This window comes from Duganella rivi, assembly GCF_009857435.1.
Lineage (GTDB): Bacteria > Pseudomonadota > Gammaproteobacteria > Burkholderiales > Burkholderiaceae_D > Rugamonas > Rugamonas rivi.
The window spans coordinates 599091-621969 of the sequence record NZ_WWCK01000005.1; the positions used below are offsets into that span (position 1 = coordinate 599091).

Consider the following 22879-nt stretch of genomic DNA (forward strand, 5'->3'; position numbering starts at 1 on the left):
TTACTTGCCTTTCGCTTTGCTGCCGATGCGGCTCTCCTTGCCTGCAATCAGGTTGGAGATATTTTTCGCGTGACGGTAAACCAACAGCGCGCTCATGGCGAACACGGCGTACAACTGCGGCTCAACGCCAAACAATAAACCATAATAGAACGGCGCAAACACTGCCGCCACCAAGGCTGCCAGCGACGAATAACGGAATGCAAACGCCACGGCCAGCCACGTTACCAAGGTGGCGACGCCTAGCCAAGGATTCAAGCCCAGCAGCACACCGGCCGCCGTTGCCACGCCCTTGCCGCCGACAAAGCGGAAGAATACCGGCCACAGGTGGCCCAGGAACACGGCAATCGCCACCAGCGCGATGGTCGCATCGCCGATATTCAGCTGGTTCTGGAAATGAATCGCCAGCCAGACTGCCAGCCAGCCCTTGACGGCATCGCCGATCAGAGTAGCAATCGCCGCCCCCTTGTTGCCGCTTCGCAACACATTAGTGGCGCCGGGATTTTTCGAACCGTAGGTGCGGGGATCGGCCAGGCCGAACAACTTGCTGCTGACAACGGCAAACGAGATCGAGCCGATCAGGTACGCGGCCACGGTCATCCAAACTGTATTCATCTTTTCCTCAAATTATTGTTATCCCAAATTCGGGGTCAGTTCTGCCAATCGGACATTTCGCGCGCGAAATGTCCGATTGGCAGAACTGACCCCGAATTTGGGACGGAATATACACTGCCGCGCCTTACTCGGCCAGAGCGCAGTGTACCGGCTTGGCGTTCAGCAGCTCGGTCAGCACTTGGGGCTTGATGCCGACCAGATAGCCGCGCCTACCGCCATTGATATAAATCGTTTCCAGCGCAAGGATGCTATCCTCTACGTACACGGGCATACTCTTCTTGGTGCCGAATGGCGAGGTGCCGCCGATCATGTAGCCGCTGTGGCGCGACGCCACTTCCGGCTTGCACGGTTCGACGGACTTGCAGCCGATGTTGCGGGCGAGATTCTTGGTCGAGACCTTGCAATCGCCATGCATCAGCACAATTAAGGGTTTAGCGGCTTCGTCTTGCATCACCAGGGTCTTGACCACGTGATGCTCGTCGACGCCCAGCTCGCGCGATGAAACGCCGGTGCCGCCGTGCTCCTCGTAGTCATACGGGTGCTCGGAGAACGCCACCTTGTTCTTGCGCAGCAGCTGGGTCGCTGGAGTTTCGGAGATGTGCTCTTTTTTAGCCATGGTGTGATCGGGGGGAGTTGTCCATTATGCAGCAGGAAATTCGCTTTGCCACTTTCAATGTATGCAATCTTTCCCAGCCTGGGGCGAAATTGTACGACAATCTGGCGCCCCTGACCGAAGCCGAGTACCAGGCAAAAGTGACGTGGACGGCGCAGCAGCTCGACGAATTGGATGCCGACGTGATCGGCCTGCAAGAAATCTTCTCCCTGGACGCACTGCGCGACGTCATGGCGCACAGCCGCCGCTACCGCGACGCCACCCTGGCCGGCTTTGAGCCGCCGCCCGATTCCCTCACCGGCGCGCCGCGCCTGACGCCGGAAGTGGCGCTGATCACGCGCCTGCCGCTGGCCGCGCCGGCCGCCGCCTACATCATGTTCCCGGACGGTGTGGCCCTGCCCGAAGGCAGCCGCGACGCCGACCGCTTCGCGCGTGCGCCGCTGCACGCGCAAGTGGTGCTGCCGAACCAGCAAATTGCCGATGTGATCGTGATCCACCTGAAATCCAAGCGCCCGGACTACCGCAACGGCGACGTCGGCGACGACCCGATGCTGCATGCGCAAGCCAATCTGCGCTCGCTGATCCGGCGCGGCACCGAGGCGGTTGCGCTGCGCGCCCTGCTCAGCGCTATGGACAAGGAACAGCGCCGCCCGCGCGTGGTGCTCGGCGATTTCAACGACACCGTTGACGCCGTCACCACCCACATCGTCATGGGCGCGGGCAAATCCTGCGAGCCGGGTGAGGAATTGCGCGGCCAGTTGTTCGATTGCCGTCAACTCCAGCCCGGCCGCGAGAACCACCGCGACGGCGGCTACACCATCACCCACGACGGTCATCAGATGACCATCGACCACGTGCTGGTGTCGGAAGAATTCCACCCGGCCTCGCGCCACGCGGTGGGCGAAGTGCTGCACGTCAGCTACCTGAACAGTCACTTGCAGCCGCAGCAGCCGGATGCGTCAGACCACGGCCAGGTGCTGGTAAGGCTACGCATGTATTAATTTCCCGCCAATCTCGTTTTTCTGCATTTCAGGCGTGTTTTTACACCGCCTATCGCATTCTGCTGGCTGTCACTCTTGCAACGGCCTAAAGTGACACCATGCGCAATCCATACCAGAAAAACGATATGAAACTTGAAACCCTCCCCCCATACACTCAGCCTACCGTGCGCAAACAAGCCTGGCGCAAACCGGTAGCTATTCTCGTTGTGGTTGCGCTGGCCGGCGGCGGTTGGACTGTCTGGCACAACAAGCAAGCGCCTGCCGCTGCCCCGGCCGCAGCGGCGGCGCCTGCGGCCAAGGAAAAGAAAGACGTATTCGAATTGTCGACCGGCGACATCGCCGCCGTCGGCGCCCGTTCATTGGCGGTCAGCTTGCCCTTATCCGGCTCGCTGGCGCCCCTGAGTTCCGCCACCATCAAGTCCAAGGTGTCGGGCGTGGTGGAAGCGACCACGCTGCAAGAAGGCATGCCGGTCAGCGCCGGCCAGGTGCTGGCCCGCATCGACCAGGCCGACCTGCGCGCGCGCCTGCAACAGCAGCAAGCGATGCTCGACGAAGCACAAGCCAAGCTGGCGATGGCAACCAAAAACGAAGGTAACAGCCAAGCCCTGCTCCAGCAAAAATACATCTCGCAAAACGCCTACGATTCGACCCAGAACACGGTCGACCTGGCGCGCGCCGCCGTCAAGTCGGCAGCAGCGATGGTGGAGATTGCGCGCATTGCCCTCAACGACGGCGTGATCAAGGCGCCTATCGATGGCGTGATCAGCAAGCGCCACGTCCAGGCCGGCGAAAAGCTGGCGCTCGATATGCCGGTGTACAGCATCGTCAACCTGTCCGAGCTGACCTTGGAAGCGCAAGTGCCGGCCTCCGAAATCCCGCGCGTGAAAGTGGGACAGGATGTGAAATTCCGCGTCGATGGTTTCGCCCAGCGCGAGTTCGCCGGCAAGGTCGCGCGCATCAATCCGGCCACCGAGGCCGGCTCGCGCGCCATGCTGGTCTACATCTCGGTCAAGAACGACGACCACGCGCTGCGCGCCGGTATGTTCGCCAAGGGCAGCATCGTCACCGACCGCTCGGCCGTGGCGCCGGTGGTGCCGCTGGCCGCCATCCGCAGCGACAAGGACGGCCAGCAGATCGTCTACAAGGTAGAACAAGGCAAGCTGCTGGCGCAGCCGGTCAAGATCGGCCTGCGCAACGAAGAGGAAGGCTATGCCGAAGTACAGGAGGGCCTGCAGCAAGGCGCGCACGTCATCATTTCGCGCCTGGACAGCCTGAAGCCGGGCGCCTCGGTCAAGCTGCCGTCCGCGCCGCCGCCGTCGGCACAAGCCAAAGCCGCTGAACCGTCGAAGGGCTGATTATGTGGATCACTAAAATCAGTATCCAGAATCCGGTATTCGCCACCATGGTGATGGTGGCGCTGATGGTGCTGGGCCTGTTCTCGTACCGCGGCCTGGGCCTGGAAGCCATGCCCAACGTCGAGATTCCTGGCGCCGCCATCGAGGTGCAGTATCCGGGCGCCTCGCCGGAAGCGGTGGAAAACGACATCACCCGTCCGATCGAGGAAGCGGTCAACACCGTCAGCGGCATCAAGACGCTGCGCTCCAATTCCTGGGAAGGCCGCGCCGGCGTCTACATCGACTTCGAACTGTCGGCCGATATGGATCGCGCCATGCAGGATTTGCGCGACAAGGTGGCGCAGGTGCGGCCGCGCTTCCCGCGCGAAGCCAAGGATCCGTTCATCATCCGCTTCGAAGGCGAAAACGCCCGTCCGATCGCGCAGATCGGCCTGACCGCCAGCGAGCACTCGCTACGCGAACTATCGACCTTGGCCGACCAGATCATTGCCAAGCGCTTCCAGGGCGTGGCCGGCGTCGGCCAGGTGCGCGTCAACGGCATGACGGCGCGCCAGATCCTGATCCAACTGCGCCCCAACGATCTGACCGCGCAGGCGGTCGGCGTGGACGAAGTACTGAACGCGATCCAGAACACCAATACCAACCTGCCGGCCGGCTTTATCAGCTACGGCGCCAGCGAGCGGCTGGTGCGGGTGGAAGGCAAGATGAAGGACCCGCGCGACTTCAACAAGATCATCGTCGCGCGCCGCGCCAACGGCCCGGTCTATCTGGAGCAAGTCGCTACCGTGGAAGACGGCGCGCAGGAAGAATTGTCGATCTCGCGCATCAACGGCAACCGCGCCGTCACGCTCGACATCACCAAGGTGCAGGACGCCAACGTGGTGGAAGTAGGCCGCCGCATCCAGCAAGTGGCCGCCGACCTCAAGAAAACCCTGCCGGCCGACATCAAGGTCGAAGTGCTCAACGACGAATCGCTGAAGGTGCAGGCGCAGCTGGATAACGTCAAGAAAACCATCATCGAAGGCGCGGTGCTGACCATGGTGATCGTGTTCTTCTTCCTGCACTCGTGGCGCTCGACCATCATCACCGGCCTGACGCTGCCGATCTCAGTGCTGGCCAGCTTCATCGCCATGAAGGCGTTCGGCTTCACGCTCAACTTCCTGACGCTGATGGCGCTGTCGCTGTGCATCGGCCTGCTGATTGACGATGCGATCGTGGTACGTGAAAACATCGTGCGCCACCTCGGCATGGGCAAGAAACACCGCCAGGCGGCGGAAGACGGCACCAACGAAATCGGCCTGGCGGTGATGGCCACCACCTTTGCCATCGTGGCCGTGTTCATCCCGGTGGCCTTCATGGACGGCATCATCGGCCGCTTCTTCCTGCAGTTCGGGATTACCGTAGCGGTGGCGGTGCTGGTGTCGCTGTTTGTCTCGTTCACGCTCGATCCGATGCTGTCGTCGGTATGGCCTGATCCGGTTGAGGATCGCTTCAAGTATCTGCCGTGGCTGGGCCGCTTCATGCACTGGCTGGAAGGCGGCGTGGAATGGCTGCACAAGGTGTATGGCAAGGTGCTGGCGCTGGCGCTGCGCTGGAAGAAGTCGACGCTGGTGCTGGCCTTTGCACTGTTCGCCGGCAGCATCCTGCTGGTGCCGAAAATCGGCGGCGAGATGATGCCGGAGCAGGACAACGGCTGGGTCAACTTCCTGGTTAAGACCCCGGTCGGCTCCAGCCTCGACTACACCAACAACAAGGTGCACCAGGTGGAAGACGCGCTCAAGGCCTTCCCGGAAATCGACAACGTGATCGCTGTGGTGGGCACCTGGGATGGCCGCAACACCGCGCAGATCGACATCAAGCTGAAGGATCGCAAATTCCACCATCGGCGCTCGCAGCAGCAGATGGAGGCGGCGATCCGCGCGCGCCTGAACCAGATCGCCGGCATCACGCTGACGGCGGGCATGAAGCCGATTTTCATCGCCATCCTCGGCACCGACGAAGCCAAGCTGGATGACGTCGCGCATCGCCTGATGGAGAAGATGCGCAAGATCAAAGGCCTGGTCGACCTCGAATACAGCCAGGAAGGCGCCAACCCATCGACCAACATCAAGATCAACAACGAGCTGGCCAGTGACCTCGGCCTGACCACGCAGCAAATCGGCACCGCCCTGCGGCCGTTCGTGGCAGGAGACACCACCTCGCACTTCCTGGCGGCCGATGGCCAGAACTACGAAGTCAACGTGCAGTTGCCGAAGTCCAGCCGCCAGAAAGTGACCGACCTGGCCGACCTGTCGCTGGCGTCGAGCAAGCTCGGCCCGGACGGCCGTCCGGTGATGGTGCCGCTGCGCCAGGTGGTGGACTTTGTGCCGGCCTTCAGCCCGCAAGTGCTGAAGCGCCAGGCGCTGCAACGCCGCGTGGCGGTGTACGCCAGTACCGAAGGCCGTCCCGGCGGCGACGTCGACAGCGACGTGAAAAAGGCCATGAAGGAAATCGAGCTGCCGTCCGGCGTGCGTTTCGACGTCGGCGGCAATGCGCAAGAGATGGAGCAGTCGATGACCTCGGCCATGATCGCGCTGGGCATCGCGGTGATCTTCATCTACCTGGTGCTGGCGTCGCAGTTCGGCAGCTTCCTGCAGCCGGTGGCGATCATGATGTCCTTGCCGCTGTCGCTGATCGGCGTGCTGGTGGCGCTGCTGGTGACCGGCAGCACGCTCAACATCTTCTCGGTGATCGGCTTCATCATGCTGATGGGTCTGGTGACCAAGAACGCGATTCTGCTGGTGGACTTTACCAACCACGCGCAGAAGGAAGGCCAGAGCCAGTATGAAGCGCTGATGACGGCCGGCCAGGTGCGCCTGCGCCCTATCCTGATGACCACGCTGGCCATGGTGTTCGGCATGCTGCCCATGGCGATCGGCATGGGCGAAGGCGGCGAAACGCAGGCGCCGATGGGCCGCGCGGTGATCGGCGGCGTGCTGACCTCAACCCTGCTGACCTTGGTGGTGGTGCCGGTGGCCTATACCTACCTCGACAGCCTCGGCAAACGCTGCGCGCGCCTCTTCAAGGGCAAGCACGAAGAAGAGCACGAACTGCACGAGGTGAAAAAAGAAGAAGCCGAAGTAGCGTAATTCGACGGGGTACTCAGGATGACCAGACGTTGGCGCTTCTCCACGCTCCTGAAAAAGCACCCCTACCGAAAGGGTCTGACCCCGTACGGGGTCAGACCCTGGCCGCAGCGGTGTGCGGGTTGATTAGTGCCGTCCGCACCAAGGCAACAGCAACAACAACGTCAACCCCATCCGCGCGACAAATCATTTCGCTCAAGGCGCTCAATGACAGCTAATCTTCATCATCGGGGGCGAGGCCGGAGGTTTCGCCCTCAGCGAGATCTTCCTCGCCTTCCTGCGCCAGCCCCGGATTATTCTTCAGCTCGGCCTTGCGCCGGGCTTTCTCTTCCTGCTTTTTCTTCTTTTCCAACTCACGCTGCCGCTTTTCATACGCGAAGTTCGTTTTGGCCATTTGCCACTCCTTCTCTAAAAGCGTTGCCCTGCCCCCATTATGACCGAAGTTGCTCAACCGCGAGGATGATGTTGCGCATGCAAATGCTTCAAACGTTCCCTTGCGACGTGGGTATAGATCTGCGTGGTTGAAATATCTGAGTGTCCCAGCAACAGTTGCACAACACGCAAGTCGGCGCCGTGGTTGAGCAAGTGGGTGGCAAACGCGTGGCGCAAGGTGTGCGGCGACAGCGGCGCAGTGATGCCGGCTTTCAGGGCATGCTTTTTAATCAAGACCCAGAACATTTGCCGCGTCATGCCGGCGCCGCGCCCGGTGACGAATAGCGCATCGTCCTGCTGGCCGTTGAGGATCACGCCGCGCGCGTCTTTCAAGTAGCGCTCTAGCCACGATCGCGCCTGCTGGCCGAACGGCACCAGCCGCGTTTTCGCGCCCTTGCCGGTCACGCGCAGCACGCCGTCATTCATGCTCAATTCCAGCAGCTTGAGGTCGACCAGTTCCGACACGCGCAGCCCGCTGGCGTACATCAGCTCCAGCATGGTGCGTTCTCTTAGGCCCAATGGGGTATTGACGTCCGGCGCGCCCAGCAAGGCCTCCACCTGCGCTTCGCTGAGCGTATGGACGAAGCGCTGTGGCTGCTTGGCAGAGGCCAGCTTCAGGCTGGGATCAACTTCAATCCGGCGCTGGCGCAGCAGCATCTGGTAGAAGCGCTTGATCACCGACAAGCGACGGTTGGAGGAAGTGGCCTTGCCCTGCTCGTGGCGCGCCGCGATATAGCTTTCGATATCGTGCGCCTGTACCGCCAGCAAGCCGTCGACCTGCTCGCGCTTCTTTTCCAGCCAGCCAGCGAACAGGCGCATATCGCGCCGGTAAGCTTCCAGCGTGTTCTTGGACAGCCCGTCTTCCAGCCACAGGCTGTCGCAGAACTCGTCGATCAGAGCAAGGTTGTCTGCTGCCATGCGTACTCGCTCGAACCTTCATGCGCCAGCAGCCAGCGCTTCACGCCCAGCAGGTAGCCGTTGGGATCGTCGCTGTTAGAGAAGCCGCCCAAACCGCTCGCCGCCGTCACCCGGTGGCATGGCACCACGATCGGAAACCAGTTGGCACCGCAAGCCTGCCCCACCGCGCGCGGCGCAGAGCCGAGGTGCTTGGCCAGTTCGCCGTAAGTACGCATGCTGCCGCGCGGGATCGAACTGATCGCCTCCCACACCTTTTGCTGGAACTCGGTGCCGACCGGCTTCAACGGCAGCGTGAATTGGTAATCGGCGTCCTTGCAGTACTGCTCCAATTGATAAGCGGCCAGCTCGGCAGTCGCGTCCTGCGGCGCCTTTGCATCAAAATGGGGCGGCAGGTAGCACAGCTCGGTAATCACCCCGGATGCCGTGCGAATGCCTAGCATCCCGAAAGGCAGGGCCAGAATCGCGGAAAACAGCTCGCTGCCTTGTTGTATTTTGTTCACAGTTGCTTGCACCAAAAAGTTGTCCTTATGCACCATTATGTTGCATGCCCGCTACAGCAACAATGCCAACATGATGTGTATTGTAATTGGCGCGGGCAAAAAAAAACGCACCGTCTGGTGCGTTTTCAAATCCTGCTTCACGTTCCCGGTCGCTTGCCTGGTTCCGTAGCGCGCTTGTGGCGGCCTGCAGACCCTATAACAGCGACATTCTGTAAAACGTGTGTCTCCTCGATCTAGTGCCGGTATTCGTTACCGTTTCTATACACACTCCCCACTTACAATTCTTTGCTACCGGGCTGCATATCGATATGCACGTATCCCTGAGAGCGACGCCATCATAACTTATGTTTTTGGCTTTTTCCCAGTTTTTTTTGCGTACCGGCAGCGGACTAGTTTAAGAGTAAATTAAATTCGGGAGCCAAAGCGAAATTTGTGGTACATACGTGACCAGCACCAAAAACGCGAGCATGGTCAGCAGCCAAGGCCACACCGCCACCGTCAATTCCGTGATACCCATCTTGGTAATGCCCGAGGCCACGTACAGGTTCAGGCCCACCGGCGGATGGCACATGCCGACCTCCATGTTGACCACGATCAAGATGCCGAAGTGCACCGGATCGACTCCCAGCTTCATCGCCACCGGGAACAGGATAGGCGCCATAATCAGCACGATCGACGACGGTTCCATCACGTTACCAGCCAATAGCAGCAGCACGTTCACCACCAGCAGGAACGCAACCACACCCAGCCCCTGCCCGGTCAGCCACTCGGCCATCGCCTGCGGGATGTTTTCACTGGTCATCAGGAACGAGAACAGCACGGCGTTGGTGATGATGTACAGCAGCATAGCCGACATCGACGCCGAGTCCAGCAGCACCTTGCCCACCTGCTTGAGCTTGAGATCCTTGTAGACGAACACGGCAATGACGAAGGCATACACCGCCGCCATCGCTGCCGCCTCGGTCGGCGTGAACGAGCCGGTGTAAATGCCGCCCATCACGATCACGATCAACAGCAAGCCCCAGGCGCTCTTGCGGAAGCTGGCCCAGCGCTGGCCCCAGCTGGCCTTGGCCATGCGCGGGTAGCCGTGCTTGCGCGCCAGCCACCAGGTGGTCAGGCCGAGGAAGAAGGCCAGCATCACGCCCGGCACCACGCCGGCCATGAACAGCTTGCCGACCGAGGTGTTGGTGGTCACCGAGTACATCACCATCACGATCGACGGCGGGATCAGGATGCCCAGCGCGCCCGAGGTGGTGATCACGCCGGCGCCGAAGCTCTTTGGATAGCCCTGGCGCACCATGGCCGGCAGGATGATCGAGCCGATCGCCACCACCGTGGCTGGCGACGAGCCCGATACCGCGGCAAACAGCGCGCACGCCAGCACGCCGGCCAGCGCCAGCCCGCCGTGCCAGTGGCCAACCATGTCGCTGGCGAAGTTGATCATGCGCCGCGCCACCCCGCCATGGGTCAGGAAATTCCCGGCCAGGATAAAGAACGGGATCGCCATGATCTCGAATTTCTCGATGCCGGTGAACAGCTTCAGCGCCACCGATTCGATCGGCACCTGGGTCATGGTGAACAGGAAGGTCAGCACCGTCAGGCCGAGCGAGATGGAGATCGGCATGCCGGTCAGCATCAGCGCCAGCAGCAGCACGAAAATAATCAGGGCGTTCATGCGCGGGCTCCTTTATCGGCCGACAATTCATTGTCCAATCCCTCGACGTGGGAATGGTCATGCTTGGGCAGCGCGCCGGTGCGGGCAAACGTCACCAGCACTTGCAAGAAGCGGAAGCACATCAGGTAAGAGCCCAGCGGCACCGCCAGGTAGACGATCCACATCGGCATTTCAAGGTCGGCAGAGGTTTGGTCGGTATGGCCGATTTCCCATACGAAGCTCGCGCCCAGCGTGCCGACGATGCCGGTAAACACGGCGCCGGCCAGCAGCCCGAAGATGATGAACTTGTTGCGCCATGGCGTGCTCATGCGGTTAATCAGCACGTCCACGCCGACGTGGATGCCGGTGCGCACGCCGTAGGCGGCGCCGAACTTGGCCATCCAGACGAACATGTAGATGCAGGCCTCCTGCGCCCAGCTGGTATTCAGCTGGATCAGGTAATCCTGCAAGCCGGGAATCGGTAGCCCGGACAGGTAGCGGTGCAGCACCGCGACGAAGATCAGGATGGTCGCTGCGGCCATGAGGGACGCGATCAGCCATTCTTCGAGTCGATCGAGGAATTTCATGGTGGTCTTCCAAGGAAGGAGAGAAAATGGGGCGGCACGGTGCCGCCCCGCGAGTGGCTTACTTGGCCGCTTCTTTATTGATTGCCGAGATCAGCTCTTTGCCGATGCGGCCTTCCATCTGCTGGTGCACTGGCAGCAGCGCCTTGCGCCAGTCGGCCTGCTCTTTCACGCTGAGCGTGTAGATCTCGGTCTTGCCGGTCTTCTTGATGGCTTCCAGCGCCAGATCGTTGTCGCGCTGGGCGATGGCTTTCTCGAAGGTGGTGGCATCCTTCATCGCCTTATCCAGCGCGGCGCGGATGTCGGCTGGCAGGCCGTCCCAGAACTTCTTGTTGACGATCACCGCGTAGCCCAGGTAGCCGTGGTTGGACACGGTCACGTACTTCTGCACTTCGTGCATCTTCTGGGTGTACATATTCGATGGCGGGTTCTCGGTGCCGTCTACCACGCCGGTTTGCAGTGCCTGGTACACCTCGGAGAACGCCAGCACTTGCGGGTTGGCGCCCAGTGCGCGCATCTGCGCGTCCAGCACTTTGGACGACTGGATACGCATCTTCAGGCCTTTGAAATCAGCCGGCGCGCGCAGCGGCTTGTTGGCCGACATCACCTTGAAGCCGTTATCCCAGAAGGCCAGGCCGGTAATGCCCTTCGGCTCCAGCTTCTTCAGCAGCGACTTGCCGATTTCACCTTCGGTCACGTTGTACAGCGCCGTCTTCGATGGGAAGATGAACGGCAGGTCGAAGGCTTCGAATTCCTTCACGCCCAGCGGGCCAAATTTTGCCAGCGACGGCGCCAGCATCTGTACCGCGCCCAGCTGCAGCGCTTCAAGTTCTTCCTTGTCCTTGTACAGCTGGCTGTTTGGATATACCTCGACCTTCACGCGGCCGTTGGTGGCTTTTTCCGCCAGTTGTTTGAAGCGCTCTGCGGCCTGGCCTTTCGGCGTGTCGGTAGCAACCACGTGGCTGAATTTGATGACGATAGGCGCTTGAGCATACGCGTTGAAGCTCAGCGCCGCGCTCAGGACGAGCAGGGCGTGTTTCAGTTTCATGAAGTCTCCTGGTGAAGTGTTACGTTAAACTTATTCTATTTTCACCGATTCTTATAAATCGCTGCAAGACTGGCAACTGTGGATAACCACAATGGCCACCCTGGCGCGACCAGCTACTCTGACTGCCCATGACGCCATCGCCTTCTACAGCGCCTGCCGCGCGCCGCCGCCCGCATTCCAGCACCTCGCTGCGCTGGCTGCTGCCCATCGTGCTGGTGTTGTTTTTTCTGGCGATTCTGATCTGGCTACCGTGGCAAGCGCGCCAGATGGAAAGCAACGAGCGCCAGGAGCAGCTGATTGCCGACACCCTGTGGGTCGAGCAAACCATCCGCTTCCAGCTGGGGCGCGACGAGGAAAGCCTGCGCACGCTGGCGCTGGAAATCACCTCCAACAATCTCACGCACAAGCAGCTGCACGACCACATGGCGCGCCTGCTGAAAAACGGCCACGAGCTGCTGCGCGTGGTGTGGATCAAGCCTGACGGAGAACTGGGCGGCAGCAGCGACCCACTCGGGCGCCCGGTATCGCTGTCGACGGCCTCCAAGGCCACCGCCGACATCACGCGCAAAACGCGCCGCGCCATGTACACCCAGCCGGAAGCGCAAACGCCGAACGAATCGGCGGCGCCATCGGCGGTGCTGATGGATTACCATGTGCCGCTGTTCCGCGGCGACGAATATCTCGGCAGCCTGGTCGCCACTTATCAGACCAGCGTCATGCTGGAAGAGATGGTGCCGTGGTGGTTCGCGCAGGACAACCAGGTGACGCTGGTGGATCGCGACGACAAAGTGCTGGCGCGGCGCGCGGCGGCTGGCCCTGGCCACGGCGTCTACACCCACAAGCGCGCGCTCGATTTGCCGGGCGCCTCGGTCACGCTGGTGACGGATAGCGTAAAGAGCGAGCCGCAGCTGCTGCCTAATCTGCTGGTCGGTTCGGTAATCGTGCTGTCGCTAGGCCTGTTATGGAGCTTGCTCGCGCTGTGGGGCCACATCTCGAAGCGCCTTGCAGCAGAAGGTGCGCTGCGCCAGCAGATGACCTTCCGCACCGCGATGGAAAACTCGCTGGTGACCGGCTTGCGCGCACGCGATCTGGAAGGCCGCATCACCTATGTGAATCCGGCCTTCTGCCAGATCGTCGGCTACCCGGCCGAGGAAATCGTCGGCAAACTGCCGCCCATGCCCTACTGGGCGCCGGAAGCGATGGCTGAATACCAGACGCGGTTTGCCAACGTCCTGGCGGGCAAAGTCACGCCGCAATTCGAAACCTTCTTCCAGCGTCCAGATGGTGAGCGCGTGCCAGTGCTGATCTTTGAAGCACCGCTGGTGGACAACGACGGTAAGCAGACCGGCTGGATGGGCTCCATCCTCGACATCTCCGATCGCAAGCGCATCGAAGAACTGAATCGCCAGCAGCAAGAAAAGCTGCAAGCATCAGCGCGCATGGCGACCATGGGCGAAATCGCCTCGATGCTGGCGCACGAACTGAACCAGCCGCTGGCCGCGATATCGAGCTACACCACCGGCGCCTTGAATGTGCTGGATCGCGACGGCCCGGTCGACTGCAACATCCTCAAGCCGGCGCTGGAACAAGCAGGCGCGCAGGCGCAGCGCGCCGGTCAGATCATCCGCAGCGTGCACGAATTTGTGAAGAAACGCGAACCGCTGCGGCAGGAAGTGGCGATAGGATCGCTGCTGGAGAGCATCCGCGCGCTGATCGAACTGCAAGCGCGCCAAAGCTACGTTTCATTCCGCACCGAGATTCCGGCCGACCTGCCGGCGGTGCGCGCCGACCGCGTAATGATCGAACAAGTGCTGCTCAACCTCACGCGCAACGGCATCGAGGCGATGCAGCACGTGCAGCCGCAGCGCCGCATCCTCAACGTGGTGGCGGCGTATGACGAAGCGACGGCGCAAGTGAGCGTGGCGGTGATCGACCAGGGGCACGGCATCCCGGAAGAAGTGGCGCAGCGCTTGTTCTCGCCGTTCTTCTCGACCAAGGCGGAAGGCATGGGCATGGGCCTCAACATCTGCCGGACTGCGATAGAATTCCACGGTGGCGCACTGACCTTCCGCGCCAACCCGCAAGGGGGAACCATATTCACGTTCGTGCTGCCGGCCGCGCCGGTCGCCACGGCACAGGAGACATAACAAGATGCTGCATATCGTTGACGATGAAGCGGTCGTGCGCGACTCACTTAGCTGGCTGGCCACTTCGCGGGCCATCCCGGCGCGCGCCTATGAATCAGGCGTGCACTTTCTCGCGCAAATCGGCAGCGGCTCGTTCGACGCCGATGGCGACTGCCTGCTGCTCGATGTACGCATGCCGGACATGAACGGCGTGGCGGTGTTCGACCAGCTGCTGTCGCGCGGACTGGTGCAGCGCATGCCGGTGATCTTCCTGACCGGTCACGGCGACGTGCCGATGGCGGTGGACAGCTTGAAGCGCGGCGCCTTCGACTTCTTCGAAAAACCGTTCAACGACAACCAGCTGATGGACCGCGTGCAGGAAGCCTTAGCCACCTCGCGCCGCGCCGGTGAAACGGCCGCCGTCCACGCACGCCTGGCCACGCTGTCGGTGCGCGAGCGCGAAGTGCTGGATCTCATCCTGGCCGGCAAAATGAACAAGGTGGTGGCCGACCAGCTAGGCATCAGCATGCGCACGGTAGAAGTTCACCGCGCCCACATCTTCGACAAAATGCAGGTTAAAACTGCGGTTGAGTTGGCCGGTCTGCTGAAGTAAGAAAAAAGCAACAAGCTCCGTTGGCTGTGATACATTTAGCAACCAACAGGAGACTTCATGAGCATCGCCCAGCAGATCGTTCCGCCCGTTCTTGGCTTCCGCAATCGCTTCTTCTCGCATCCCATTACCCGCATGGTCATCGGTGTGATTGCCGTACTGGCGCCGATTACTCTCACCATGATCCTGGCCGACATCCTCGTGCCCAAGCCGCTGCGCGTGGGCGGCTGGCCGTTCCTGCTGGCGACGGCGATGAGCGTGTTGAGTTACCGCTATTTCGTGCGCCGTACCGAGTCCGGGCGCGCACTGACCGAACTGGCGATGCCGGGCGCCGCACGTGAAGCTGGCGCCGGCATCGTGCTGGGCGCGAGCCTAGGCTTGGCCGTCGCCGGCCTGTTGGCCTTGGCGGGCGCGTTCCACGTCACCGGCAGCAACGACTGGACCATCATGCTCAAGACCTTGCCCGAGCAAATGATGGTCGCCATCTTCGAAGAATTGATTTTCCGCGCGGTGCTGTTCCGTCTCGTTGAGCAACGCTGGGGCACGCGCGTGGCACTAGTGTCGTCGTTCGTACTGTTCGCCGCAGCGCACCTGCCGAACGAAGGCGTGAGCGTGCTGGGCGTCGTGATCACCGGCGTGGCCGGCCTCACGCACAGCGCCGCCTACATGGTCACGCGCCGCCTGTGGCTGCCGATCGGCCTGCACTTCGGCTGGAACTATCTGTTCGACGGCGTGTTTGCGGTTCCCGTTTCCGGCCACGCCGCGCGCGGCTGGCTACAAGTCAGCATGCCCGGTCCAGAATGGCTGAGCGGCGGCCACTACGGCGTAGAAGCCTCCGCCGCCGCCCTGCTGGTCTGGGCCATCGCCACCCTCCTCCTCCTGCGCCGCAAACAATAAATCGAACCTGTGCTCGCTTGATTCACCTCAAGCGGCGTCCTACGATGAATTACGCATCAGCAGCTTAGGGCTATTGCGTGGTCGGGTCGTCCGTTTGACTTGGACACCAGTTGGCGATGATGCGCGAATCATTTCTTGCAGATATGGAGATCGATATGACACCCGAAAGTACTTCAAGTCCGTACTTTACCCAAGAGGAAATTGACGCCGCAATTGCAGCGGCCCCGGAATACATCTTCGACCCCGACCGCCCTTTAGACCCCAGTAATGAAGCTGAATTGAATGCCTATTGGTCCAGAGGTATCGTAACCGTCCCCGGCGGGCATCCACATCAAGATCCATTGTGGAGGCTCCATAGAGCATTGCGGGCAGCGGTGAACCTGATAACCGCCAACGCTATCTATTAGCAACTCTGTATGATCAACTGGACAAAGCATATCGGCTAGTAACGAAAACGGATGGGCATGGGCTCAAGTCGCTCTAAGCTCGTTGAGATGACTTTTTGACGAATTGGATCATAGTCTGGTTTCACCAAGGACAAGACATGCTTCGCGTCGTCGAATCGGCCTTGCTCTCGAAAGAGTTCAGCCAGCAATATATTATCCCCGTCATCGCAGGTACGCGTCACAAACAGCGCGGTCAGAGCGGCCATATTCTCACGCTGCTCGTCGGAGACCTCGAAACGTGGGAAGCTGATGGGGCGATCCGGCCGCCGATAGACCGGCGCCGGCTTACGCCGTACCTTGTCCCACCACGTGCGGCGATCCGGGTTAGCGGCATGCCATTCAGCCTGGATGTCTGCTTCTTCCTTATCACGATGCGCGCGATACTCTTCCCGATAGGCGTGGTTCAAATCACGCCACAGATCTAGCCTCATTGCGCGCATCAGGTTAGGCTCAACATTTTTCGCAATATGCAGCCGAAAATCGTCAGTACTGGCCCACGCCGGACTTGGCAAGTCAGACGACTCCTTCACCTCAACCAATTCGCACTCCCGCGAGAGAAACAGACTGCCGCAGGTGCACGCGCGCACACCTTCACCAATAGGCATCGCTGCCCCGTCACTCCACCCATCCGTCCAATATTCGAAGGCACAGAAATTCATCGAACGATAATTCGGATAGGCGTAGTGATTGCCGCAGCACGGCGCGCGCAGCACGCGCACGCCGGAAATAATGGTCATATCAGCTGGCCTTCTGCTGCGCGATCCACTCGTCGACGACTTTTTCCAGCACGGACAGCGGGACGTTGCCGGTTTCAAGAACAGTGTTGTGGAAGCCCTTGATGTTGAACTTGTCGCCCAAGGCTTTCTGCGCCTTGGCGCGCAGGTCGAGGATGCGGATCATGCCGATCTTGTAGGAACACGCCTGGCCCGGCATCACCACGTAACGATCCACCTCCGACGGCGCGATGCCGTAGTCGATGCCTTGCTGGCGCGTCCACTTCATCGCGTGCAGGCCGGTGTCCACCACCAGGCGGCGCGCGCGGAACAGTTCTGCATCGAGCTGGCCCAGTTTGCCGACCACGTCATCGCCATACCAGCCATTCTCCGACGCCAGTTGCTCCGCATACAGCGCCCAGCCTTCGCCATACGCCGAGCCTACGCCAAATACGCGGTCGCGGCGATAGCGCGGCAGGCTGTTGTTCTCCTGTTGCAGCGCGACCTGGAAGTGGTGGCCCGGCACCGCCTCGTGATACACCAGGGTGCGCATGCCAACGATGCGGAAGTCCGGCCCCGGCATCGGCGCCCAGAAGATGCCAGGACGCGTGCCGTCTTTAGCAGGGCCGGTGTAATGCGCCGCCGCCGTCTTCTCGGTGAACAGGGGCTCGCGCTTCACCACCACCGGCGCTTTCGGCACGATGTCGAACAGGGTCTTCGCGCGCTCCTCGGCGTCGCGCATGATGCTGTCGTAACGCGCAAGCATTTGCGGACGCGGATCGGCTTCCTTCGGCTGCTGGTCTTTTTCCAGCTTGGTCATGCGATCCTTGATGCTGCCTTCGGTGTAGCCGATCGACGCCAGCAGGCCATTCATCTCCTTCTCGATGCGCGCCACTTCCAGCAGGCCGATTTCGTGGATCTGCTGCGGCGTGTAATCGGTGGAGGTCATTTGACGCAGCACCACCGCATACGCCTTGTCGCCATTCGGCAAGCGCCACAAGCCCGCATCGTTGTTCGTGTGCGGCAGCTGTTCTTGCAGCAGCGTGCGCGTACGCTGGAACACGGGAATGATGGACTGCTTGACGATGCCGGCAGCATCAGCCGAAAACTTGGCCTGATCTTCAGCCGAGACATCCTTCACGCTCGCCATGCGCTGCACCAGCGAGGCCACGAATACATTGCTCTCCGGCGCGCCATCGAGGAAGCGATCCAGCTGGCCAATCGACGCTTGGGTGATAAAGGTCGGCATGAAGATGCCGCGGCCTGCAGCGCCGCGCGCCTGCACAATGCCGGTATCCATCTTGCCCGCTACCGCTTTCAGACGCACGAGGTAGTTCTCGATATCACGGCGATTGCGGATCGGATGCTGCTGCGACAGGAAGTTCACGATCTGCACGTGCAGGCCGGTGAACTGGTTGAACACGAAGTTATAGTCGCGGTACTGATACGCATCGACCGTGCCCTGCAAACTCCACGCGATGGTGGCGGCGCTGGCGCGCTGCTGCGGCGTCAGTTTCGATTGATCGATCTTCGCCAATTCCGCCAGCGACTTCTTGGCTTCCGCCACTTCGGCGGCACGGAACACCACCGTATTCGGCGTCAGTTTGCGATCCAGCGCATCCTGCTCCTTGGCGTCGAAGTACTGCTTTTGCGTGGCTTGCTCCGGGTCGTTGCGTACCTTGGCGTTGGCGACCTTGTCGGCCCAATCGTCAAAGGACACGGCGTGCGCAGCGACGGTGAACGATGCACCAACCAACAACGAAATTAATCTAAGTGAAGTTTGCATTACATTGGGCCTTTGTAAGGAGAGAACCCAACGAGTGTAGCCCACTCAAGCCAGCTTCTCAACCGTCGATTGATCCAGCTCGATGCGATTTCGTCCCCCCTGCTTGGCGCGGTACAGGGCTTGGTCGGCGCGCGCAAACCAGCGTTCGAAATTGGCGTCGTCATCGCGCACAATGGCCACGCCGAGACTGATCTGCATCTGGAAGCTGACGTGGTCGTGCTTGACCACTGCCGCCGCCACCTCTTGCCGCAGGCGCTCGGCAAAGGCGTGAGCGCCGCGCATGCCGGTCTCCGGCAGCACGATCAGGAATTCTTCACCGCCATAGCGCCCCGCAAAATCCACAGCGCGCATTTCGGTTCGCATTACGCCCGCCAGACGGCGCAAGGCGGCATCGCCAGCCGGATGGCCATAGTGATCGTTGACGTGTTTGAAGTGATCGATATCGAGCAGCACCATGGCCGTGCTGCGGCCCGAGCGGCGCGTGCGCTGCCACTCCGCTTCCATGCGCCGATCCGCCTCGCGCCGGTTCAGCAAGCCTGTCAGCGCATCGGTGGTGGCCAGCTTCTGCAACTCGGCCAGCAAACCATCCTGCGACTTCTGCCAATGCAGGAACAGCTGGTAGCCGAAGAACGCCATGAACAGCACGATCACCACGAACACCCAGTAGAAAATCCACATGGTCTGGCGCAGCGCGTCCAGGTTCACCTGAGCCTCCGCCAGCCCGGTGGTGGCATAGCCGTAGACCAGCACACCAAACGTCACGCAAGCGAGCAAGCCAAGCAGCGACTTGCGCGAACGGATATGCCCATCGCGCATCAGCCGTGGATGGGCAGTCTGCCAGCGCTGCACGCGCGGCCACAGTGCCGCCATCAACGGCCCGACAATGAATACGCTTTGCATGAAGGCGCCCAGCCACCAGCCCTGCCACACCGGCAGCAGCGCGGTGCGGTCATAGCCATTGGTATAGCTCCAGATCAGCGCACCGCTGGAGCTGAACACGCAGGCCACAAACGACTGCTGCACGTAGAACAGCAAGTCACTCACGCCGCGCAAATCGCGCCGCATGGCAGTGGCGCGGTAGCCGATCACCATCACGGCAAAACCGAGCGGATTGGAAAGCGCAAACAGCAAGGCCCAGAACAAGGGCATGCCGGCATACAGCGCCAGCGAGAGCGTGGCGAAATAGGCGGGAACCGCGCCCCACCACCAGCCCAATGTGAGGGTCAGCAGCAGGCAAATCAAAAGAGGCGGATAAACGGTGAGGTAGACGGCGACGCCGCCGAATTCAAATGGAATGCCAGACCAGCCCCACACCACCATGCCCACGCCCAGCCAGATGCACAGCGCGATCAGCACCAGCCAGCCACCGAACAAGCAGGCTTGCTGCAAGCGACTGCCGTTGCGCAATAGGCGCGAAGGCGACAGTTCCCGGTACGGCGGCGGCTTTTCGGCGGCGGGCTTGGTCAAAGCGTTTCCCCTTGATGTCCTGCCAATTATACCGCCGTTGTCCTAAACAGAATGGCAGTCCAGCGCCCATTCCACGTGCTCGCGCACCAGCGGCGATGGATCGTCGCGCCGCGCCAACAGCGCGGCCACGATGACAGCATCGCCCTTGGCGCCGGCCGCCGCCGCGTTGCCCAAGCCGACCGCAATATTGCGCAGCCAGCGTTCATGGCCGATGCGGCGTATCGGGCTGCCTTCCATCTTGCGATTGAACTCCTCCTCGCTCCACGCGAACAGCTCCACCATGGAAGCGTGGCCCAGGCCATGGCGTTCGTCGAAGTCCGGCAGCACGGCGCGCTGTGCGAACTTATTCCACGGACAGGCGGTCTGGCAGTCGTCGCAGCCGTAGATGCGGTTGCCGATCAGCGGCCGCATCTCCAGCGGAATCGCGTTTTTCAACTCGATAGTGAGGTAGGAGATGCAGCGCCGCGCATCGAGCTTGCCTGGCCCGAGGATGGCCTGCGTCGGACAGGCGGTGATGCACGCCGAGCACTGGCCGCAGTGCGCGCCAGTCGGCTCATCGACCGGCAGCGGCAAGTCGACCAGGAATTCACCCATGAAGAACATGGAGCCGGCGGTACGCGACAGCAGCAAGGTGTGCTTGCCGCGCCAGCCCAAGCCGGCCTTCTCGGCCAACGGCAGTTCCATCACCGGCGCCGAATCGGTGAACACGCGGTAGCCGAAATCGCCGATTTCCGCTTTCACCTTGTCGGCCAGCTGCTGCAAGCGGGCGCGCAGCACCTTGTGGTAGTCCCTGCCGCGCGCATAGACCGAGATCACAGCCGCACCGGGATCGGCCAAGCGCGCCAGTTCGCGCTCTCTCCATTCGCTTTCCGTGTCCCTCGGCAGATAGTTCATGCGGGCGCTGACCACCCGGATAGTGCCCGGCACCAGCTCTGCGGGACGGGCGCGTTTCATGCCGTGAGCGGCCATATAGTCCATTTCGCCGTGCATGCCGGCGTCCAGCCACGCTTGCAGGCCGGCTTCGGCGTGACTGAGGTCGACGTCGGTGATACGGATTTCGGCAAAGCCCAGCTCCACACCCCAGCGCTTGATGCTGAAGGCAAGTTCGGCTAAATTGGTTTCATTGAGGGACATCGGGCGCGGGCTAGAAGGTACAATGGCTGGCGATCCAACCAACCGTTATTTTATTCGATGCAGCACTTCACAGCCCATCTCCACGACGAAGAAGGCACCGCCGCCCTTGGCGCGGCACTGGCGCGCGCGCTTGCGCCCGGCCTTTCGGTCCACCTGCACGGCGATCTGGGCGCCGGCAAAACCGCCCTCACCCGCGCCCTGCTGCACGCGGCGGGCCATACCGGCACGGTGAAAAGCCCGACCTACACCCTGTCGGAACCGTACAGCATCCAGCTCGGCAGCCGCGCCGTCAGCGTGATCCACTTCGACTTGTACCGCATGTCCAGTCCCGAGGAATTCCTCGACGCAGGCTTCCGCGAAGACTTCAACGGCGACAACATCTGCATCGTCGAATGGCCCGAAAAGGCCGAAGGCGTGCTGCCGCCGCCTGATTTGAACGTGTTTTTGACTGTGGCGGGCCACGGTCGTGATGTAGAATTGCAGGCGTCCACCGCCTTGGGTAACTCATGCCTTCAACGCCTCAAATTCGCGCCCAATATGTGAGCCGCCGCACCGTCCTGAAGGCCGGCGCCACCCTGCTGCTCTCCGTGACCGTTCCGCTGCGCGCCCATGCCGCGCAAATTCTCGCCGTGCGCGTGTGGCCGGCCGAGGACTATACCCGCGTCACGCTGGAAAACGACACTGATCTCAAGGCCACCCACTTCATCGTCAAAGACCCGGAACGCATGGTGGTCGATATCGAAGGGCTGGAGCTGAATCCGACCTTGAAATCGCTGGTCGCCAAGATCCAGTCGAACGACCCGTACATCAAGCAGGTGCGCGTGGGCCAGAACCGCCCGAACGTGGTGCGGCTGGTGTTCGACCTGAAAGAAGAAGTGACGCCGCAGGTGTTCACGCTGGCACCGGCCGGTAATTACAAGCACCGCCTGATTTTCGACCTGTATCCGAACAAGCCGGTCGACCCCATCGCCGCCATGATTGAAAAGGGCGACTGGTCAGATCCAGCACCGGCGGCGCCTGCGCCAACGCCTAAGGAACAACTGGCCGAACTGAAGCCCGACCTCAAGGCAGAGCCGCGCGAGGAGCTGAAGAACGAGCTCAAAACCGCCGAGAAGTTGGACAAGTTAGACAAGAGCGGCAAGCTGGTACGCATGATCACCATCGCGCTCGATCCCGGCCACGGCGGCGAGGACCCCGGCGCCTCCGGCAAAAACGGCAGCCGCGAAAAAGACATCGTGCTGTCCATTGCCAAGCGCCTCAAGGCCAAGCTGGAAGACGTCCCGAATATCCGCGTGATGCTTACGCGTGACGGCGACTACTTCGTCCCACTCGGCACCCGCGTGGAAAAAGCACGCAAGGTGCAAGCCGACCTGTTCGTCTCCATCCACGCCGACGCTTTCGTGCAGCCTACCGCGCGCGGTTCGTCGGTGTTCGTGCTGTCGGAAAAAGGCGCCACTTCATCGGCGGCGCGCTGGCTGGCGGACAAGGAAAATCTCGCCGACACCATCGGCGGCGTCAACGTCAAAAACCATGACAAGCAACTGGCTAGCGTGTTGTTCGACCTGTCCACCACGGCGCAGATCAACGACAGCATGAAGCTGGGCCGCTCCGTGCTGGGCGAAATCGGCGGCATCAACCGCCTGCACAAAGGTTCGGTCGAACAGGCCGGCTTCGCGGTGCTGAAAGCGCCGGACATTCCTTCCATCCTGATCGAGACGGCCTTCATCTCCAACCCGGAAGAGGAAGCCAAGCTGCTGGACGAGGCGTACCAGAACAAACTGGCCGACGCCATCGTTACCGGCATCCGCCGTTATTTCGCAAAGAACCCACCGCTGGCAAAGAACCGGCTGACCTAAAG

At 61.4% G+C, this 22879-nt stretch carries 21 protein-coding genes; 9 read left to right on the top strand and 12 right to left on the bottom strand.

The window, feature by feature from the left end; all coding sequences use genetic code 11:
* Both plsY and ybaK read right to left on the bottom strand, forming a co-directional pair.
* Entirely contained in the window at positions 1-612 is a 612-nt protein-coding gene (gene plsY, locus GTP45_RS18825; RefSeq protein WP_161015403.1) for a glycerol-3-phosphate 1-O-acyltransferase PlsY, read from the bottom strand.
* A gap of 124 nt (positions 613-736) precedes the next feature.
* Positions 737-1228 (bottom strand): Cys-tRNA(Pro) deacylase, encoded by a 492-nt coding sequence (gene ybaK, locus GTP45_RS18830; protein WP_161015404.1) that lies wholly within the window; start codon positions 1226-1228, stop codon positions 737-739.
* A gap of 26 nt (positions 1229-1254) precedes the next feature.
* On the opposite strand from ybaK, the gene GTP45_RS18835 reads away from it, so the two are divergent.
* From GTP45_RS18835 to GTP45_RS18845, 3 genes are all read left to right on the top strand, one after another.
* A complete protein-coding gene (locus GTP45_RS18835) occupies positions 1255-2226 on the top strand; it encodes an endonuclease/exonuclease/phosphatase family protein (protein WP_161015405.1) in 972 nt (323 codons plus the stop codon).
* A gap of 164 nt (positions 2227-2390) precedes the next feature.
* Positions 2391-3581, top strand: a complete 1191-nt coding sequence (locus tag GTP45_RS18840) for an efflux RND transporter periplasmic adaptor subunit (RefSeq protein ID WP_371874473.1) — start codon at positions 2391-2393, stop codon at positions 3579-3581.
* 2 nt (positions 3582-3583) lie between these two features.
* Positions 3584-6709: an efflux RND transporter permease subunit gene (locus GTP45_RS18845; protein WP_161015407.1), complete on the top strand. Its 3126-nt coding sequence runs from the start codon at positions 3584-3586 to the stop codon at positions 6707-6709.
* Positions 6710-6920: 211 nt separating this feature from the next.
* Here the strand turns inward: GTP45_RS18845 and GTP45_RS18850 are convergent, their stop codons facing one another.
* The 6 genes from GTP45_RS18850 to GTP45_RS18875 all read right to left on the bottom strand — a co-directional run bounded on the left by GTP45_RS18850 (position 6921) and on the right by GTP45_RS18875 (position 11842).
* Positions 6921-7100 (bottom strand): hypothetical protein, encoded by a 180-nt coding sequence (locus GTP45_RS18850; protein WP_161015408.1) that lies wholly within the window; start codon positions 7098-7100, stop codon positions 6921-6923.
* Positions 7101-7153: 53 nt separating this feature from the next.
* Positions 7154-8056: a site-specific tyrosine recombinase XerD gene (xerD, locus tag GTP45_RS18855; protein WP_161015409.1), complete on the bottom strand. Its 903-nt coding sequence runs from the start codon at positions 8054-8056 to the stop codon at positions 7154-7156.
* On the bottom strand, positions 8032-8496 hold the full coding sequence (locus GTP45_RS18860) for a methylated-DNA--[protein]-cysteine S-methyltransferase (protein WP_229258546.1): 465 nt from the start codon (positions 8494-8496) through the stop codon (positions 8032-8034). Before GTP45_RS18860 ends, xerD begins: the two co-directional genes overlap by 25 nt.
* Positions 8497-8950: 454 nt before the next feature.
* Positions 8951-10231, bottom strand: a complete 1281-nt coding sequence (locus GTP45_RS18865; protein WP_161015411.1) for a TRAP transporter large permease — start codon at positions 10229-10231, stop codon at positions 8951-8953.
* Positions 10228-10797 (bottom strand): TRAP transporter small permease, encoded by a 570-nt coding sequence (locus GTP45_RS18870; RefSeq protein ID WP_161015412.1) that lies wholly within the window; start codon positions 10795-10797, stop codon positions 10228-10230. The genes GTP45_RS18865 and GTP45_RS18870 overlap by 4 nt, the downstream gene beginning before the upstream one ends.
* 58 nt (positions 10798-10855) lie before the next feature.
* Positions 10856-11842 carry a TRAP transporter substrate-binding protein gene (locus tag GTP45_RS18875; protein ID WP_161015413.1) on the bottom strand — a complete coding sequence of 329 codons (987 nt, stop codon included), beginning with the start codon at positions 11840-11842 and terminating at the stop codon, positions 10856-10858.
* Positions 11843-11970: 128 nt separating this feature from the next.
* Here GTP45_RS18875 and GTP45_RS18880 point away from each other — a divergent pair, with 128 nt between their 5' ends.
* The 4 genes from GTP45_RS18880 (at position 11971) to GTP45_RS18895 (ending at position 15882) form a co-directional block, all read left to right on the top strand.
* Positions 11971-13989 carry a two-component system sensor histidine kinase NtrB gene (locus GTP45_RS18880; RefSeq protein WP_161015414.1) on the top strand — a complete coding sequence of 673 codons (2019 nt, stop codon included), beginning with the start codon at positions 11971-11973 and terminating at the stop codon, positions 13987-13989.
* Between the two features lie 4 nt (positions 13990-13993).
* Positions 13994-14581 carry a response regulator transcription factor gene (locus GTP45_RS18885; protein WP_161015415.1) on the top strand — a complete coding sequence of 196 codons (588 nt, stop codon included), beginning with the start codon at positions 13994-13996 and terminating at the stop codon, positions 14579-14581.
* A gap of 57 nt (positions 14582-14638) precedes the next feature.
* Positions 14639-15475: a CPBP family intramembrane glutamic endopeptidase gene (locus GTP45_RS18890; RefSeq protein WP_161015416.1), complete on the top strand. Its 837-nt coding sequence runs from the start codon at positions 14639-14641 to the stop codon at positions 15473-15475.
* A 110-nt stretch (positions 15476-15585) separates the two neighbouring features.
* Positions 15586-15882, top strand: coding sequence for a hypothetical protein (locus GTP45_RS18895; protein WP_161015417.1), 297 nt, complete (start codon positions 15586-15588; stop codon positions 15880-15882).
* Between the two features lie 35 nt (positions 15883-15917).
* On the opposite strand, the gene GTP45_RS18900 is transcribed toward GTP45_RS18895, so the two are convergent.
* The 4 genes from GTP45_RS18900 to queG are packed head-to-tail and all read right to left on the bottom strand — an operon-like array spanning position 15918 to position 21021.
* Positions 15918-16658 (bottom strand): hypothetical protein, encoded by a 741-nt coding sequence (locus tag GTP45_RS18900; RefSeq protein WP_161015418.1) that lies wholly within the window; start codon positions 16656-16658, stop codon positions 15918-15920.
* Between the two features lies 1 nt (position 16659).
* Positions 16660-18420, bottom strand: coding sequence for a DUF885 domain-containing protein (locus tag GTP45_RS18905; RefSeq protein WP_161015419.1), 1761 nt, complete (start codon positions 18418-18420; stop codon positions 16660-16662).
* 45 nt (positions 18421-18465) lie between these two features.
* Positions 18466-19887: a sensor domain-containing diguanylate cyclase gene (locus tag GTP45_RS18910; protein ID WP_161015420.1), complete on the bottom strand. Its 1422-nt coding sequence runs from the start codon at positions 19885-19887 to the stop codon at positions 18466-18468.
* Between the two features lie 42 nt (positions 19888-19929).
* Positions 19930-21021 carry a tRNA epoxyqueuosine(34) reductase QueG gene (gene queG, locus GTP45_RS18915; protein WP_161015421.1) on the bottom strand — a complete coding sequence of 364 codons (1092 nt, stop codon included), beginning with the start codon at positions 21019-21021 and terminating at the stop codon, positions 19930-19932.
* A gap of 57 nt (positions 21022-21078) precedes the next feature.
* Between queG and tsaE the strand changes: the two genes are divergently transcribed.
* Both tsaE and GTP45_RS18925 read left to right on the top strand, forming a co-directional pair.
* Positions 21079-21564: a tRNA (adenosine(37)-N6)-threonylcarbamoyltransferase complex ATPase subunit type 1 TsaE gene (gene tsaE, locus GTP45_RS18920; protein WP_161015422.1), complete on the top strand. Its 486-nt coding sequence runs from the start codon at positions 21079-21081 to the stop codon at positions 21562-21564.
* A complete protein-coding gene (locus tag GTP45_RS18925) occupies positions 21528-22877 on the top strand; it encodes an N-acetylmuramoyl-L-alanine amidase (protein WP_161015423.1) in 1350 nt (449 codons plus the stop codon). Before tsaE ends, GTP45_RS18925 begins: the two co-directional genes overlap by 37 nt.
* Positions 22878-22879 lie beyond the last annotated feature (2 nt).

What these genes read in the sequence shown, in the direction of transcription:
- plsY (WP_161015403.1), bottom strand. Translation starts at nt 612, where the DNA reads ATGAATACAGTTTGGATGACCGTGGCCGCGTACCTGATCGGCTCGATC.
- ybaK (WP_161015404.1), bottom strand. Translation starts at nt 1,228, where the DNA reads ATGGCTAAAAAAGAGCACATCTCCGAAACTCCAGCGACCCAGCTGCTG.
- GTP45_RS18835 (WP_161015405.1), top strand. Translation starts at nt 1,255, where the DNA reads ATGCAGCAGGAAATTCGCTTTGCCACTTTCAATGTATGCAATCTTTCC.
- GTP45_RS18845 (WP_161015407.1), top strand. Translation starts at nt 3,584, where the DNA reads ATGTGGATCACTAAAATCAGTATCCAGAATCCGGTATTCGCCACCATG.
- GTP45_RS18850 (WP_161015408.1), bottom strand. Translation starts at nt 7,100, where the DNA reads ATGGCCAAAACGAACTTCGCGTATGAAAAGCGGCAGCGTGAGTTGGAA.
- xerD (WP_161015409.1), bottom strand. Translation starts at nt 8,056, where the DNA reads ATGGCAGCAGACAACCTTGCTCTGATCGACGAGTTCTGCGACAGCCTG.
- GTP45_RS18860 (WP_229258546.1), bottom strand. Translation starts at nt 8,496, where the DNA reads ATGCTAGGCATTCGCACGGCATCCGGGGTGATTACCGAGCTGTGCTAC.
- GTP45_RS18865 (WP_161015411.1), bottom strand. Translation starts at nt 10,231, where the DNA reads ATGAACGCCCTGATTATTTTCGTGCTGCTGCTGGCGCTGATGCTGACC.
- GTP45_RS18870 (WP_161015412.1), bottom strand. Translation starts at nt 10,797, where the DNA reads ATGAAATTCCTCGATCGACTCGAAGAATGGCTGATCGCGTCCCTCATG.
- GTP45_RS18875 (WP_161015413.1), bottom strand. Translation starts at nt 11,842, where the DNA reads ATGAAACTGAAACACGCCCTGCTCGTCCTGAGCGCGGCGCTGAGCTTC.
- GTP45_RS18880 (WP_161015414.1), top strand. Translation starts at nt 11,971, where the DNA reads ATGACGCCATCGCCTTCTACAGCGCCTGCCGCGCGCCGCCGCCCGCAT.
- GTP45_RS18885 (WP_161015415.1), top strand. Translation starts at nt 13,994, where the DNA reads ATGCTGCATATCGTTGACGATGAAGCGGTCGTGCGCGACTCACTTAGC.
- GTP45_RS18890 (WP_161015416.1), top strand. Translation starts at nt 14,639, where the DNA reads ATGAGCATCGCCCAGCAGATCGTTCCGCCCGTTCTTGGCTTCCGCAAT.
- GTP45_RS18900 (WP_161015418.1), bottom strand. Translation starts at nt 16,658, where the DNA reads ATGACCATTATTTCCGGCGTGCGCGTGCTGCGCGCGCCGTGCTGCGGC.
- GTP45_RS18905 (WP_161015419.1), bottom strand. Translation starts at nt 18,420, where the DNA reads ATGCAAACTTCACTTAGATTAATTTCGTTGTTGGTTGGTGCATCGTTC.
- queG (WP_161015421.1), bottom strand. Translation starts at nt 21,021, where the DNA reads ATGTCCCTCAATGAAACCAATTTAGCCGAACTTGCCTTCAGCATCAAG.
- tsaE (WP_161015422.1), top strand. Translation starts at nt 21,079, where the DNA reads ATGCAGCACTTCACAGCCCATCTCCACGACGAAGAAGGCACCGCCGCC.
- GTP45_RS18925 (WP_161015423.1), top strand. Translation starts at nt 21,528, where the DNA reads ATGCCTTCAACGCCTCAAATTCGCGCCCAATATGTGAGCCGCCGCACC.